General features: G+C 70.6%; 15 protein-coding genes. 8 read left to right on the top strand and 7 right to left on the bottom strand.

Annotation, left to right across the window (positions count from 1 at the left end):
• Positions 1-127 precede the first annotated feature (127 nt).
• From ACZ69Q_RS42115 to ACZ69Q_RS42105, 3 genes are all read right to left on the bottom strand, one after another.
• Positions 128-733 (bottom strand): FMN reductase, encoded by a 606-nt coding sequence (locus ACZ69Q_RS42115; RefSeq protein WP_471053327.1) that lies wholly within the window; start codon positions 731-733, stop codon positions 128-130.
• Complete coding sequence (locus ACZ69Q_RS42110; RefSeq protein WP_471053324.1) at positions 730-1824, bottom strand: LLM class flavin-dependent oxidoreductase; 1095 nt, start codon at positions 1822-1824, stop codon at positions 730-732. The genes ACZ69Q_RS42115 and ACZ69Q_RS42110 overlap by 4 nt, the downstream gene beginning before the upstream one ends.
• Before the next feature lie 247 nt (positions 1825-2071).
• Positions 2072-2662 (bottom strand): TIGR03086 family metal-binding protein, encoded by a 591-nt coding sequence (locus tag ACZ69Q_RS42105; RefSeq protein WP_471053321.1) that lies wholly within the window; start codon positions 2660-2662, stop codon positions 2072-2074.
• Between the two features lie 62 nt (positions 2663-2724).
• Between ACZ69Q_RS42105 and ACZ69Q_RS42100 the strand changes: the two genes are divergently transcribed.
• On the top strand, positions 2725-3546 hold the full coding sequence (locus tag ACZ69Q_RS42100) for a DUF6597 domain-containing transcriptional factor (protein ID WP_471053319.1): 822 nt from the start codon (positions 2725-2727) through the stop codon (positions 3544-3546).
• Between the two features lie 249 nt (positions 3547-3795).
• Here the strand turns inward: ACZ69Q_RS42100 and ACZ69Q_RS42095 are convergent, their stop codons facing one another.
• Entirely contained in the window at positions 3796-4686 is an 891-nt protein-coding gene (locus tag ACZ69Q_RS42095; protein ID WP_471053316.1) for an NADP-dependent oxidoreductase, read from the bottom strand.
• Between the two features lie 128 nt (positions 4687-4814).
• Between ACZ69Q_RS42095 and ACZ69Q_RS42090 the strand changes: the two genes are divergently transcribed.
• Positions 4815-5222: a winged helix-turn-helix transcriptional regulator gene (locus tag ACZ69Q_RS42090; RefSeq protein ID WP_471053314.1), complete on the top strand. Its 408-nt coding sequence runs from the start codon at positions 4815-4817 to the stop codon at positions 5220-5222.
• Positions 5223-5306: 84 nt separating this feature from the next.
• Here ACZ69Q_RS42090 and ACZ69Q_RS42085 read toward each other — a convergent pair whose 3' ends face one another.
• Together ACZ69Q_RS42085 and ACZ69Q_RS42080 are read right to left on the bottom strand one after the other, a co-directional pair.
• Entirely contained in the window at positions 5307-5780 is a 474-nt protein-coding gene (locus ACZ69Q_RS42085) for a hypothetical protein (RefSeq protein WP_471053311.1), read from the bottom strand.
• A gap of 151 nt (positions 5781-5931) precedes the next feature.
• A complete protein-coding gene (locus ACZ69Q_RS42080; protein ID WP_471053309.1) occupies positions 5932-6366 on the bottom strand; it encodes an ester cyclase in 435 nt (144 codons plus the stop codon).
• A gap of 167 nt (positions 6367-6533) precedes the next feature.
• Between ACZ69Q_RS42080 and ACZ69Q_RS42075 the strand changes: the two genes are divergently transcribed.
• From ACZ69Q_RS42075 to ACZ69Q_RS42055, 5 genes are all read left to right on the top strand, one after another.
• Positions 6534-7310 carry an SDR family NAD(P)-dependent oxidoreductase gene (locus tag ACZ69Q_RS42075; RefSeq protein ID WP_471053307.1) on the top strand — a complete coding sequence of 259 codons (777 nt, stop codon included), beginning with the start codon at positions 6534-6536 and terminating at the stop codon, positions 7308-7310.
• A complete protein-coding gene (locus tag ACZ69Q_RS42070; protein WP_471053305.1) occupies positions 7307-7474 on the top strand; it encodes a hypothetical protein in 168 nt (55 codons plus the stop codon). The genes ACZ69Q_RS42075 and ACZ69Q_RS42070 overlap by 4 nt, the downstream gene beginning before the upstream one ends.
• A 211-nt stretch (positions 7475-7685) precedes the next feature.
• Positions 7686-9530: a hypothetical protein gene (locus tag ACZ69Q_RS42065; protein ID WP_471053302.1), complete on the top strand. Its 1845-nt coding sequence runs from the start codon at positions 7686-7688 to the stop codon at positions 9528-9530.
• An 18-nt stretch (positions 9531-9548) separates the two neighbouring features.
• The gene (locus ACZ69Q_RS42060) at positions 9549-9953 is read left to right on the top strand and encodes a DUF5955 family protein (RefSeq protein WP_471053299.1); all 405 of its coding nucleotides are present in this window, start codon (positions 9549-9551) and stop codon (positions 9951-9953) included.
• A gap of 340 nt (positions 9954-10293) precedes the next feature.
• A complete protein-coding gene (locus tag ACZ69Q_RS42055) occupies positions 10294-10542 on the top strand; it encodes a hypothetical protein (protein WP_471053297.1) in 249 nt (82 codons plus the stop codon).
• 46 nt (positions 10543-10588) lie between these two features.
• On the opposite strand, the gene ACZ69Q_RS42050 is transcribed toward ACZ69Q_RS42055, so the two are convergent.
• A complete protein-coding gene (locus ACZ69Q_RS42050) occupies positions 10589-11782 on the bottom strand; it encodes an RtcB family protein (RefSeq protein ID WP_471053295.1) in 1194 nt (397 codons plus the stop codon).
• Between the two features lie 216 nt (positions 11783-11998).
• Here ACZ69Q_RS42050 and ACZ69Q_RS42045 point away from each other — a divergent pair, with 216 nt between their 5' ends.
• Complete coding sequence (locus ACZ69Q_RS42045) at positions 11999-12919, top strand: DUF3558 domain-containing protein (protein WP_471053292.1); 921 nt, start codon at positions 11999-12001, stop codon at positions 12917-12919.
• Positions 12920-12966 lie beyond the last annotated feature (47 nt).

The following is a 12966-nucleotide window of genomic DNA, read 5'->3' as shown; positions in this document are numbered from 1 at the left end:
TTACTGGGATCTCACCGTCACAGCGCCGCAGGACCCGGGGGCCTAGCCCCCAGGCCCCGCTTCAACCTGAACGGCCTCGCCCCTCAGGCGGCGGCCGGGCTGAGACGTGCCGCCCGGCACCGCTCCCTCAGGCGCCGGCCTGGCCGGACAGTGCCGCGAGCTGCTCGGCGAACGGCACCACCGCGAGGTCGTCCCCGACCGGGCGCCGGGTCCCGGACAGCCCCTGCATCAGCCGGACCAGCTCGCCCGCGGCCCGCTCGACGCGCCCGTCCAGGCCCTCGGCGCCCCAGTCCTCCGAGGCGGCGTACACGCCGGTCGGGACGACCACGGCCCGCAGATGGGCGAAGAGGGGACGCAGCGCGTGCTCCAGGACCAGCGAGTGCCGGGCCGTGCCACCGGTCGCGGCGATCAGTACCGGCAGGCCCGCCAGCGCGTCCTTCTCGATCACGTCGAAGAACGACTTGAACAGCCCGCTGTACGACGCCGAGAACACCGGCGTGACGACGATCAGTCCGTCGGCCGAGGTCACCGCGTCGATCGCGGCGGCAAGCTTCCGCCCGGGGAAGCCGTTGGTGAAGTTGTGCGCGATCTCCACGGCGAGGTCGCGCAGCTCGACGACCTCGACCTGAACGGAGTCCGCGGCCGTGCGCACGGCCGCCGCGGCCAGCCGGTCGCCCAGCAGCCGGGTGGAGGACGGGGCGCTCAGCCCCGCCGACACGACGACGAGCTTCATGCGACGGTCACCTCCTGGGACTCCTTCCTGGCCAGCAGGGAAGCGTGGGTCGGCGCGTCCGGCACGCCGGCCGGGCGCCCGGCGGCGAACTCCTTGCGCAGCACCGGTACGACCTCCTCGCCGAGCATGTCGAGCTGCTCCAGGACGGTCTTGAGCGGCAGCCCGGCGTGGTCCATCAGGAAGAGCTGGCGCTGGTAGTCACCGGCGTACTCGCGGAAGGACAGCGTCTTCTCGATCACCTGCTGCGGGGAGCCGACCGTCAGCGGGGTCTGGTCCATGAAGTCCTCCAGCGACGGGCCGTGGCCGTAGACCGGGGCGACGTCGAAGTAGGGCCGGAACTCGCGGATCGCGTCCTGGGAGTTCTTCCGCATGAACACCTGGCCGCCCAGCCCGACGATCGCCTGCTCGGGCGTGCCGTGGCCGTAGTGGGCGTACCGGGACCGGTACAGCTCGACCATCTGCTTGGTGTGGTCGGCCGGCCAGAAGATGTTGTTGTGGAAGAAGCCGTCGCCGTAGTACGCGGCCTGCTCGGCGATCTCCGGGGAGCGGATGGAGCCGTGCCAGACGAACGGCGCGACGCCGTCCAGCGGGCGGGGCGTGGAGGTGAAGCCCTGCAGCGGCGTGCGGAACTTCCCCTCCCAGTTCACCACGTCCTCGCGCCACAGCCGGTGCAGCAGGGCGTAGTTCTCAATGGCGAGGTTGATGCCCTGGCGGATGTCCTGCCCGAACCAGGGGTAGACCGGGCCGGTGTTGCCGCGGCCCATCATCAGGTCCATCCGGCCGTCGGCCAGGTGCTGGAGCATCGCGAAGTCCTCGGCGATCTTCACCGGGTCGTTCGTGGTGATGAGCGTGGTGGAGGTGGACAGCACCAGCCGCTCCGTCTGCGCCGCGATGTAGCCGAGCATCGTCGTCGGCGACGACGGCACGAACGGCGGGTTGTGGTGCTCACCGGTCGCGAAGACGTCGAGTCCGACCTCCTCGGCCTTCAGCGCGATGGCGACCATGGCCTTGATGCGGTCGCGCTCGGTCGGCGTACGGCCCGTGGTGGGGTCCGGCGTGACATCGCCGACGCTGAAGATCCCGAACTGCATGGTCGCTCACCCTCCAGGTTGTTGACGGTTCAACTATACCCGGAGAACGGAGACCGGGCGGGGACTATTCCCGGCCCACCGGGACGGATGGCGACCCGCCTGCAAGGCCGCCGACCTGCCCGTACGGCCGCCGGCCCGCCGCGACTACCGCCAGTGCGGATCCCGGCCGGTCCGCGCGAGCAGCCGACGGATGGCGACCCGCCTGCGAGGCTGCCGACCTGCCCGTACGGCCGCCGGCCCGCCGCGACTACCGCCAGTGCGGATCCCGGCCGGTCCGCGCGAGCAGCCGCTCGAACGCCGACGCGCCCTCCGGCTCGGCGGCCGGCTCCCCGAACACCCCCATCTTCCTGGCCGTCGGCGCCAGCGTGTCCACCGCGCCGGCGAGCTCCGCCACGACCGCCTCGTCGGCGCCCGGGTAGTCCTGGCCGGTCGCCCGCGCCAGGTCCCACACATGCACCGTCAGATCGAGCAGCGCCATCGAGCCGACCAGCCGCGCGGGCATGTCCATCGCGCCGGTCCTGCCCTCCTCGGCGCCGGGCGCGGACCAGGCCGCCACCAGCCGGTCCGCCTCCTCGGCGAGCCCTTCGCGCCACTCGGCACTCCCGGCGACCCGGTCCGGGGTGTCGCCGAAGTCCGACGCCTCCTTCGCGGCCAGCCGCTGGAACTGCACGATCACCTGGTAGAGGTGATTGACCAGCGCCTTCACGTCGTACTCCGCGCAGGGCGTGGGCGCGCCGAGCGCCTCGTCGGGGATGCCCCGCACCACCACGACCGCCCGCTCGCGCGCCATCGCCAGCAGCTCACCGATGCCGTACGTCTTCACACCGTTCGTATCCATGCCCCGACCGTAGAGACACCGGCGGCCGCCCATCTTGAAGAAACGCGACGTACGATCCGGCCATGGAGGCACCCCGCCACGACACCCGCGGGATCGTCGACCCGTCCGGGCTGCTGAACCGCGTACGGTTCCGCCGCCACGAGCCCGCCGAGCCGCTGCGCCGGTACGTCGAGTGGTACTGGCTCATCGACTGGGACCTGCCCGAGCCCTACGCCTCCCACGTCGTCCCGCACCCGGCCGTCAACCTCACCTTCCAGTGGGACGAGGACGAGGGCCCGCCGTATGCCGAGGTCACCGGTGTCGCGCTCGGCCTGTACACCCGGAAGCTCACCGGGCGGGGCCGGGTCTGCGGGGTGAAGTTCCGGCCCGGCGGATTCCGCCCCTACGCCCCCGAGACGCCGGTGTCCCGCTGGACCGGCCGCGCGCTGCCCGCCCGGGAGGTGTTCCCGGGGGCCACCGCCGAGACCGCCCGCGCGATCGTCACCCCCACCGACGACCACGCCCGGGTGGCCGCCCTGGACGACTTCCTCCTGGCGCTCCCGTGCACCCCCGACCCGCAGGCCGACCTCGCGATCGGCCTCGTGAGGCACATCCGCGCCGATCGCACGGTCCTGCGCGTCGGCGACTTCGCGCAGGAGCGGGGCCTGTCGGTCCGGGCGCTGCAACGGCTCTTCTCGACCTACGTCGGCGTCAGCCCCAAGTGGTGCATCCTGCGCTACCGCATCCACGAGGCCCTGGAACTCGCCGGCACCCGCACGAACGTCGACTGGGCCGCCCTCGCCGCCGACCTCGGCTACGCCGACCAGGCCCACCTGGTACGGGACTTCACAACGACGGTGGGGGTACCGCCGACGGCGTACGCACAGGGGGGAGAGCCCCGATAGTCCCCGGACCCTCCGGGCCGCGCACATGCTTCGCAGCGGTCGCGGTCGCTTTCGCGCGGGTGCCGGGTCCGGTCGGCCCGGGCCCTGCGGCCGGATGCTGCCGGAGAAAAGCCGCAGCCCCCGATGACGCCGCCGAGCAGCAACGCCCTCGAGGGGCGCGGGGCCGTGCTGGATCTGCGGCTACCGCCGCGTGGGCACGACCAGCCACGACGGCGCCGCACCCGAACGACGACGCATCGCGGCACCCGGTCACGGCACCAGCACCAGCCGCCCGCGCACCCCGCCCTCCGCCAGGCGCGCGTGCGCCTTCGCCGCGTCGTCCAGGGCGTAGGTCTCCGCCACCCGCAGGGTCAGCGCGCCCTCGTCCACCAGCCGGACCAGTTCGGCGAGCTGCGCACCGTCGGCGCTCACCTCGACCGCGCCCGTCCGCACCCCGCGCACCGGCCCGGGCTCGGCGTGCGGGATGACGCCGATGTACGCGCCCCCGTCCAGCACCCACTCAAGCGCCGGCGCGCCCAGGACCGCCGCGTCCAGCACCGCGTCGAAGCTCCCCGCCTCGACACCGCCCGCCGTGAAACCGACGGCCCCCAGCGACCGTACGAACTCCTCGTCCGCCTCCCGGGCCAGCGCGGTGACCTTGATCCCCCGCCGCGCGGCGAGCTGCACCGCGTAGGCACCGACCGCGCCCGCCGCACCCGTCACCAGCAGCGACTGCCCGGACGTCAGCTCCAGGCGGTCCAGAGCCTGCACGGCGGTCAGCGAGTTCAACGGCAGCGACGCCGCGTGCACGGCGTCCACCGTCTCCGGCGCCGCGGCGACGGCGTCCGCGTCCACCACCACGTACTCCGCGTGGGTGCCGAGCGGCTTGACCATGCCGTAGTGGAGGGCCACCACCGCGTCACCCACGCTCCAGGAACCGTCGACGCCCACCGCGTCCACCGTCCCGGCGACGTCCCAGCCGAGCCCGGTCCGCGCGTCCACACCTCCGAAGGCCCCGGCCCGCACACCCGCGTTCACGGGGTTCAGCGCGGCCGCCGAGACCTTGATCCGTATCTGTCGCTCGCCGGGCTCCGGTACGCCGGTCTCAGCGACCTCCACGACCTCGGGCCCACCGACCGAATCCACCACAACAGCACGCACAGCTACTCCCTCGGTTCGTCATCGGGTGGGCGGGACGCTCTCCCGTCCACTGCGAACAACCCTAGGAAGAGTTACTATCTCCAGGTAAGTAGTTACCTGAGAGTGCGTATGTACCCCAGAGGTGAGCCATGGCGACCACGACGGCGGCCCAGCGACGCGAACAGGCCCGGATCGAGTACGACGCGTTCCTCAAGAGCTGCCCGACCAACCAGCTCCTGGACCGGATCAGCGACAAGTGGGTCAGCCTCGCCGTCTCCGCCCTCGCCGCCGGCCCCATGCGCTACAGCGACCTCGGCCGCAAGATCGCGGGCGTCAGCCCCAAGATGCTGACCCAGACCCTGCGCTCACTCGAACGGGACGGCCTGGTCACCCGCACCGTCACCCCGTCCGTCCCGGTCCGCGTCGACTACGAACTGACCGCACTCGGCCAGAACCTCGCCCTGCTGCTGACCGCCGTGAAGAACTGGGCGGAGACCCACTTCGACGAGGTCCACCGCTCCCGCGCGGCCTACGACGCCGAGAACGCCGACGCCTGACGCCCGGGGTCACCACCGTCGCCGCGCGGGCCTACGGGCACACGGGCGCAGGCACGGGCACACGCGCGTACGGGCGTACGGGCGTCAGAAGTAGTACGTGTCCCCCGTGTCCAGCACCAGCACCCGCTGCCGCTCCTCCGCCCGGCTCTCGTCGACCACCCCGCCGCTGCCCACCGGGTCGAACTCCACCAGCACCTCGGACGCCGCGTCGCGCAGCCGTACCCGCAGGCCGATCCGCTCACCCGTGTCGTACGCGCCCAGCGGCCCGACCCGGCACCGCACCGCCCGATCCCCCTCCGGCGCACACCCCGCGGGCAGCGCCTGCCCCTCCGCCAGCGGCTGCGACCAGCGAATCTGCACCACGGAGTCGGGCACGGCGCCCGGCCCGGGATTGTGCGGCGTGAACCGTACGTCGACCCGGCCCGCGACCATGCCGGCGGACCCGTGATACGCGAGATCCGCCTCGGCACCACGCACCGACCCGGCCGCCGGAGTCACCCCGCCGACCGCCGTCACCACGGCCGCGCCGCACACCGCAGCAACCCGCATCCGCCGCATACCGCCACTCCTCACTCCACGTGGTCGTAGCGATGTATCCCCCGCGCGGCGCCCGGCAGGCGCCGTCCAACAGGTGACACGCGGCCGAGGGCCCCCGACGGCGGCATGCGAAACCGACCGCCACTCTGACGGCGGCCCCACCCGTCCCCGCTCAGGACGGCTCGTCGGGCAGCAACCCGAGCTGCCCCAGGAACTCCATCTCGTCGAAGTAGAGCCGGTAGTCGACGATCCGCCCGGCGTCGTCGACCGTGGCGAAGTCCACCCCGCGGATCTTGATCTCCTTCTGCGTCGGAGGCAGCGTCTCCCCCGACGGCAACTGGATCGGCCCGGTGTTGCGGCCGGTGAAAACGCCCTCGTCGATGGCGGTGTTGCCGACCTCGTACGCGTGCACAGACTCGTACGAACCGTTCGGAACCGCCTGGGTCATCTGCCGCCAGTACGCGGCGATGTCGTCGCGACCGTGGAGTTCCCCGCCGTCCGGGGTGACCGCGACCGCGTCCTGCGCGTAGAGACCGGCGATGGTGTCGGAATTCCCGGTGGTGATCGCCGTGGTGAGCCGGTCCATGACCTCACGTGCCTGTCCCATCGATCCACCTCCTGTCCAAGGGGATCACCCATCTCATTGTCCCACCGCACCGCGCGCCTATCCTGGCCGGACGGATCCGTCGACCCGACTCGACGTGAATCGACTCGACTCGACGTGACCCGGCCCGACCGCATCGACCCGCACATCGACCCGCACGAGGAGCAGCCATGCCCACCGCCGCACCGTCCGCCGCCTCCCGCATCGCCGTCGTCACCGGTGCGAGCAGCGGAATCGGAGCCGCCACGGCACGGCAGCTCGCCGCGGCCGGCTACCGGGTGGTCCTCACCGCCCGCCGCAAGGACCGCATCGAGGCACTGGCCGAGGAGATCAACGCGGCCGGCCACACCGCGACGGCGTACCAGTTGGACGTGACCGACCGCGCGGCGGTGGACGAGTTCGCGACGGCCTTCAAGAGCATCGGCGTCCTCGTCAACAACGCCGGCGGCGCGCTCGGCGCCGACCCGGTCGCGACCGGCGACCCGGCCGACTGGCGCACCATGTACGAGACCAACGTCATCGGCACCCTGAACCTCACCCAGGCCCTGCTCCCCAAGCTGGAGGCGAGCGGCGACGGCACGGTGGTGGTCGTCTCCTCCACGGCCGGCCACGGCACCTACGAGGGCGGCGCGGGCTACGTCGCCGCCAAGCACGGCGCCCACGTCCTCGCCGAGACCCTCCGCCTGGAGATCGTCGGCCGCCCGGTCCGCGTCATCGAGGTCGCGCCCGGCATGGTCAGGACCGACGAGTTCGCCCTGACCCGCTTCGGCGGCGACGAGACCAGGGCGGCCAAGGTCTACGAGGGCGTGGCGCAGCCCCTGACGGCCGACGATGTCGCCGACACCATCACCTGGGCGGTCACCCGCCCCAGCCACGTCAACATCGACCTCCTCGTCGTCCGCCCCCGCGCCCAGGCATCCAACACGAAGGTGCACCGGGACCTGTGAACCCACCCGAGGACACCCGACCCGAGGACAACAGGCCCGAGGACAACAGGCCCAAGGACCCGCACAACGAACGCCAGATGTGGTGGTGGCTCGGCTACTTCCTCTTCGGCATCCACATCGTGGCGTTCGTGATGATCTACGCGGTGACCCACGCGCCGAAGTAGCCCGCACCGCCGCCACGTCACCCCTGTGACAGGCGGCGGTCACCGGTGCCGCGGGCACCCACAGCAGCGCACGGGACCTGCACTTTCCCTGCCGCTCACGACCCCCGACTGCTTCAATTGAGCTCCGCGCAAGCGGTTTTCAGCGCCCATCGGGGGACGGCGCCGCATGCCCGCCCCCTCGACGGCCGGAAATCGAAACGGGGGCAGGCGCATGGCGATTCCCTCACCCGGGCCCAGGCCCGCACCACCACCCCCACCGCGACCACCCGCACCACCGCAGACACCCGCCCCCTCGCTCCCGCTCATCGAGTTCCACGCCGGCCCACCCGGCGGCAACGCCACCCGCTACCTCTCCGCCGCCGCCTACCTCGACCGGGGCTTTCGCGACGACGTCATCCGCGAACTCGTCGAGAACCGCCACCGGCTGCCAGCCCCCACCCCGGGCATCAGCCTGGTCCGCATCCTCCACGAGTGCCTGCGCTCCCGGCGCCTGCCCGCCCTCTGCGGCTGCGTCTACGTCGCCGCACTCGCCATCGGCTGCCTGGCGAACCGCAAGTCCGCCCTCCTGGTGCTGGCCACCCTGCTGCTCCTGCGCCTGACCGGCTTCGGCAGCGCGGCGAACGACGTGCAACCACCCGACCTGGACAAACGCTCCCGCTTCATGCTGTGGCAGATCGCGGAAGTCATGTTCCGCACCCTCGCGACGGCCGTCCTCATCGCCGTCGTCTCCTCCGTGTGGTGGACCGGCTCACCGCTGCGTGAGATCTACGAGCGGCCCCTCGCCGGAGACGGCCGGAGTCTCGCCCAGTACATGCCCGAGTACCTGCAACAGATCGAACCGTCCTTACGCACCTACGTCGCCGTCCTGGTCGCCGTCCTGCTGACCTCGGCGGTCTGGCGCTTCCGTATCGTCATGCTGCTCGGCGACCGCAAGGGCCCGCTCTCCGGCACCGCACCGGACCCCGAGACCGCCAACCCCTGGCTGGAGAAGGTCTACGAAACCCTCCACCACCAACGCAGCGGCCCCGAACTCCTCTACCGCAACCACGCCCCGCTCATCGGCCTCGGCACCCTCCTCGAGAACGCGGTCTGGGCCATGGCCTTCGAACTGCGGCCCGCCACCGGCGCGACCGGAACGGTCGAGGCCCCCACCCCCATCAACGCCACCCACCTGCACCAGGCCATCGCCGCCGGCGTACGAGGTCTGGCGAGCGGTCGCGAGTACCCCAAGGACTCCCTGCACAACCTGCGCGTCACCGACCGCGTCTTCCGGCCCGGCATCCGCCTGGGGCCCACCAGCGCCTGGCTCGGCGGCATGTCACTGTCCACTCCGCACACACCCGGCGCGGCCGTCCTCGACCCCCGCTGGGCCGACGCCCTCGACCTGTGCGGCCACGAACGGCTTCGCCACTTCCTCGCCATCCGCGTCGGCGCATGGCAGGAGGAGGTCGCCGTCACCGTCCTGGTGCGCGTCACCACCCAGGGCGACCTCATGTACGTGGAGTGGCAGCCCTACGCCCTGCTGCCCGTCGACCCCCGCTACCACGCCATCGACTTCTACGACGCGCCCTCACCGCCTGCCGACGCCATCGACGTGATCCTGCGATCGGCAGCCGGCGCCGGCCGCGACCTGTTCGCCGCCCTGGCCGAGATGATGTGCACCGCCCGATCCCTGCGACGCGTCCTGCGCAACCGGATCCACTACTGGCGGCTCACGCGCCGCGGCTACGCGATCGACCACGCCCCGGCACTCAACGTCCGAGAGCGCGGAGCGGCCGACGGCTACCAGAACACCTTCCAGTACAACGACGTCGACCGCTTCCTCGCCAGCATCGGCATCCGGGTGCGCACCACCCTGGCGGCCGAACTCAAGAAGCACGGCTACGACGTCACCGCCCTGGAGGAACAGGCCCGGTCCATCACCAACAACATCAACTACGGCGGCGTACAGGCCGTGGGCCGCGGCGCGCGGGCCTCGATGACCGGCAACCCCGGCCGGGGCTCCGCCCCACCGCCCCCAAGCGCCCCCAACCGCCCTTCACCACAACCCCATTGACCGGACAGGAGCCTCGCCATGCCCGCGACCCCACCGACCTGGCCGCCCCCGCCACCGGGCGGCATCCACGGCAGCAACGTCAACTACGGCGGAGCGCAGGCCGTCGGACAAGGCGCCCACGCCTCGATGACGAACACCTACGGCCGCTCCGCTCCGCAGACCGCGATCACCCAGGCGATCGAGGCCCTACGGGACCAACTCGACGCCCTGCGCGAGCAGAACCTCGTCTCCGACGACGACGTGGAATACGCCGACCAAGCCCTCGACGACCTCGAATCCGAGGCCACTCAGCCGGAACCCAGCCGCCACATCCTCCGCCGCAGCCTCGACTCCATCACGTCGGCCCTCGGCACCTTCACCCAACTCACCACAGCCATCACCGCACTACAAGCAGCCTGCACACCGCTTTTCCCAACACCCTGACACCACCACGGGAGCGGCTCACTAACTCACAGGGGTGAACGCGATCGATCTCCCGAACGACCACCGAACTGACGACCTAGGCTCGCGCCACAACATCAAACCGACGGCCCCCGGCCGGGATGCCAGTCCCGAACCGAGAGCCTGACCAGCAAGGAAGGCACAACTTCCTCATGGCTGACTGCGAGCCTAACGCCCACCAGTTCATGGACCTGAGAGTCCCCGAGTACGCGTACATGTTCGGCATCACCGAATAACGGGCCCGGTCCACGAAATCACTCCGCCAGGCGTCGAATTCTCGCGCCCCGACTACCTACGAGGGATCGTCGACGCCGACGGTTCGGTGGGTTACACGCGCCAGGGGTTCCCCTTCATCTGCCTGACGACAAAGAGCACTGCGATCGCCGTCTTCACGTGCTCCTACGCGAGGGAAATCACAGGAGCCGAACGCACCCTCAAACGCAACGCACGAGACGGCATTTACAACATCCTGTACATCGCCCACGCAGCGGCGGAGCTCGGCTACTCCAAGAGCCCGTGCCAAAACCGTCGGTGGAAACTGCTGCACGGAGTAGTGACGCTGCCGGACTGACCAGTAAGCGATGGGCGCGGCCCACCATCGCCGCGCCCTTCGCTCTCTAGCCCTTCACACACACGACCTGCTTCAGCTTCGCCACGACCTGGACAAGGTCCCGCTGCTGATCGATGACCTGCTCGATCGGCTTGTAGGCACCCGGAATCTCGTCCACGACGCCGGAGTCCTTCCGGCACTCCACGCCCCGCGTCTGCTCTTCCAGGTCCTTCGTGGTGAAGCGACGCTTGGCCGCGTTACGGCTCATGCGCCGACCCGCGCCGTGCGACGCCGAGTTGAAGGCCTTCTCGTTTCCGAGGCCCTTCACGATGTACGAGCCCGTCCCCATCGAACCCGGGATGATCCCGTATTCGCCGGAGCCGGCCCGGATCGCGCCCTTACGGGTCACGAGCAGGTCCATGCCCTCGTACCGCTCCTCCGCCACGTAGTTGTGGTGGCAGGAGATCTCCGGCTCGAAGGTCGGCTTCGCTTTCTTGAACTCCTTGCGGATGACGTCCTTGAGGAGCGCCATCATGATCGTGCGGTTGTACTTGGCGTACTCCTGCGCCCAGAACAGGTCGTTGCGGTACGCCGCCATCTGCGGAGTGTCCGCCACGAAGACGGCGAGGTCACGGTCGACCAGGCCCTGGTTGTGCGGGAGCTTCTGGGCCACGCCGATGTGATGCTCGGCCAGTTCCTTGCCGATGTTGCGCGAACCGGAGTGCAGCATCAGCCACACCGACCCAGAATCGCAAACGTTTACTTCTGCAAAGTGATTGCCGGATCCGAGGGTTCCGATCTGCAGACTCGCCCGTTCCCGGCGGAACTTGACGGCCTCAGCGACCCCGTCGAACCGCCCCCAGAAGTCGTCCCACCCCCCAGTGGCCAACCCATGGAACCGCCCCGGCTCAACGGGACTGTCATGCATCCCCCGCCCCACCGGAACGGCCTGCTCGATCTTCGACCGCAGTCGGGACAGATCCCCCGGCAGGTCGTTCGCCGTCAGGGACGTCCTCACCGCCGACATCCCGCACCCGATGTCCACCCCCACCGCCGCAGGACACACGGCCCCCTGCATCGCGATGACGGACCCCACCGTCGCGCCCTTCCCGTAATGCACGTCCGGCATCACGGCCAGGCCCTTGATCCACGGCAGGGTCGCGACGTTCTGGAGCTGCTGGAGTGCGGAGCCCTCGATCGTCGCCGGGTCGGTCCACAAACGGATGGGAACCTTCGCGCCCGGCATCTCCACGTACGACATATCGCCCTCAATCCCCCGGAAACAAAACACAAGCCTGAAATCGCAAAACCGGCGCCAGGGTCGATGAAAAGGGACAGCGGACCGGCGTCCACGGCAGTGCGTGCGATAGACATTGTCTCCAGTGGGCGCCCCCGCGCGGCAAGCGATTAACCAGCGGGGACACTGAAAGACCGGTAGCGGACCGACCACACAGCCACCGTCGAGAGGAGCCTGACCGTGCAGCGGAAGGCCTACGTATCCGGCATCGCCGCACTCCTCGCGGCGCTGCTGGCCGGCTGCACAGGCAGCTCCGACAGCGGCGGCGCGACCGACGACTCCAACCCCGGCGACTCCGGCACGGCGGCGGCGCCGGCCGAACCCGGCCGCTACCGCGTGCTGCCCGAACCGTGCGGCGTGGTCGGCGAGGACACGCTCGATTCGCTCCTGCCGGGCATCCAGCAGTTCACGGACGCGGAGCAGCAGGAGAAGGCGTACGAGGGCACGCCGACGCTCACCTACGACACCGACCGCAAGATCGGCTGTCGTTGGAAGGTGGATTCGGCCGACGCCACCGATCACCTCTTCGTCGGCTTCGAGCGCGTGGTGTCGTACAACACGTCGGTCAGCGACGACAGTGAGGCGGAGCAGCTTTTCGCGTCGAAGCGGGAGGCGGCGGATCTGCCGGAGCCGACGAGTTCGGAGAGCGACGGCGAGGGTGGCGGGGGTACGGCGAGCGCCGATCCGTCCGCCGGCTCCGGCGGCAGCCCGAGCGGCTCGCCCTCGTCGTCGGCCTCGAACTCCGGGGCCTCGAACTCGCAGGCCCCGAACCCTCAGGCCTCGAACTCCGCGTCCTCGTCCGTTTCGTCCTCTGCCTCTCCTTCCTCGTCCGGGTCCTCGGACGGCGCGGCCGCCGCCGAACTCCAGCCTCGTGTGCTGGAGGACCTCGGCGACGAGGCGTTCCTCGACGACGTGCTCGCCGGCACCGGTTCGACGGCTCAGCAGCGCACGGTGATTGTGGCGTTCCGCACGTCCAACGTGATCGTGACCATCGAGTACGAGGAGCAGCCTGCGGCCGTCGGCGCGGTGCCGGACGCCGAGGAAATGCAGGACAGGGCCCAGAAACTGGCCGCGCAACTGGCGGACGCGCTCGCGGACTAGCGCTTGTTCTTCACACCTGCGCGCCCTTGTGCGACGTAACCGAAACG

This window comes from Streptomyces sp. NPDC036764 (assembly GCF_055609385.1).
Note: the sequence above shows the minus strand (reverse complement) of the source record. Positions and strands in the feature narration are given on the sequence as shown.

What these genes read in the sequence shown, in the direction of transcription:
- ACZ69Q_RS42050 (WP_471053295.1), bottom strand. Translation starts at nt 11,782, where the DNA reads ATGTCGTACGTGGAGATGCCGGGCGCGAAGGTTCCCATCCGTTTGTGG.
- ACZ69Q_RS42075 (WP_471053307.1), top strand. Translation starts at nt 6,534, where the DNA reads ATGCCCACCGCCGCACCGTCCGCCGCCTCCCGCATCGCCGTCGTCACC.
- ACZ69Q_RS42090 (WP_471053314.1), top strand. Translation starts at nt 4,815, where the DNA reads ATGGCGACCACGACGGCGGCCCAGCGACGCGAACAGGCCCGGATCGAG.
- ACZ69Q_RS42115 (WP_471053327.1), bottom strand. Translation starts at nt 733, where the DNA reads ATGAAGCTCGTCGTCGTGTCGGCGGGGCTGAGCGCCCCGTCCTCCACC.
- ACZ69Q_RS42110 (WP_471053324.1), bottom strand. Translation starts at nt 1,824, where the DNA reads ATGCAGTTCGGGATCTTCAGCGTCGGCGATGTCACGCCGGACCCCACC.
- ACZ69Q_RS42085 (WP_471053311.1), bottom strand. Translation starts at nt 5,780, where the DNA reads ATGCGGCGGATGCGGGTTGCTGCGGTGTGCGGCGCGGCCGTGGTGACG.
- ACZ69Q_RS42105 (WP_471053321.1), bottom strand. Translation starts at nt 2,662, where the DNA reads ATGGATACGAACGGTGTGAAGACGTACGGCATCGGTGAGCTGCTGGCG.
- ACZ69Q_RS42065 (WP_471053302.1), top strand. Translation starts at nt 7,686, where the DNA reads ATGGCGATTCCCTCACCCGGGCCCAGGCCCGCACCACCACCCCCACCG.
- ACZ69Q_RS42060 (WP_471053299.1), top strand. Translation starts at nt 9,549, where the DNA reads ATGCCCGCGACCCCACCGACCTGGCCGCCCCCGCCACCGGGCGGCATC.
- ACZ69Q_RS42100 (WP_471053319.1), top strand. Translation starts at nt 2,725, where the DNA reads ATGGAGGCACCCCGCCACGACACCCGCGGGATCGTCGACCCGTCCGGG.
- ACZ69Q_RS42080 (WP_471053309.1), bottom strand. Translation starts at nt 6,366, where the DNA reads ATGGGACAGGCACGTGAGGTCATGGACCGGCTCACCACGGCGATCACC.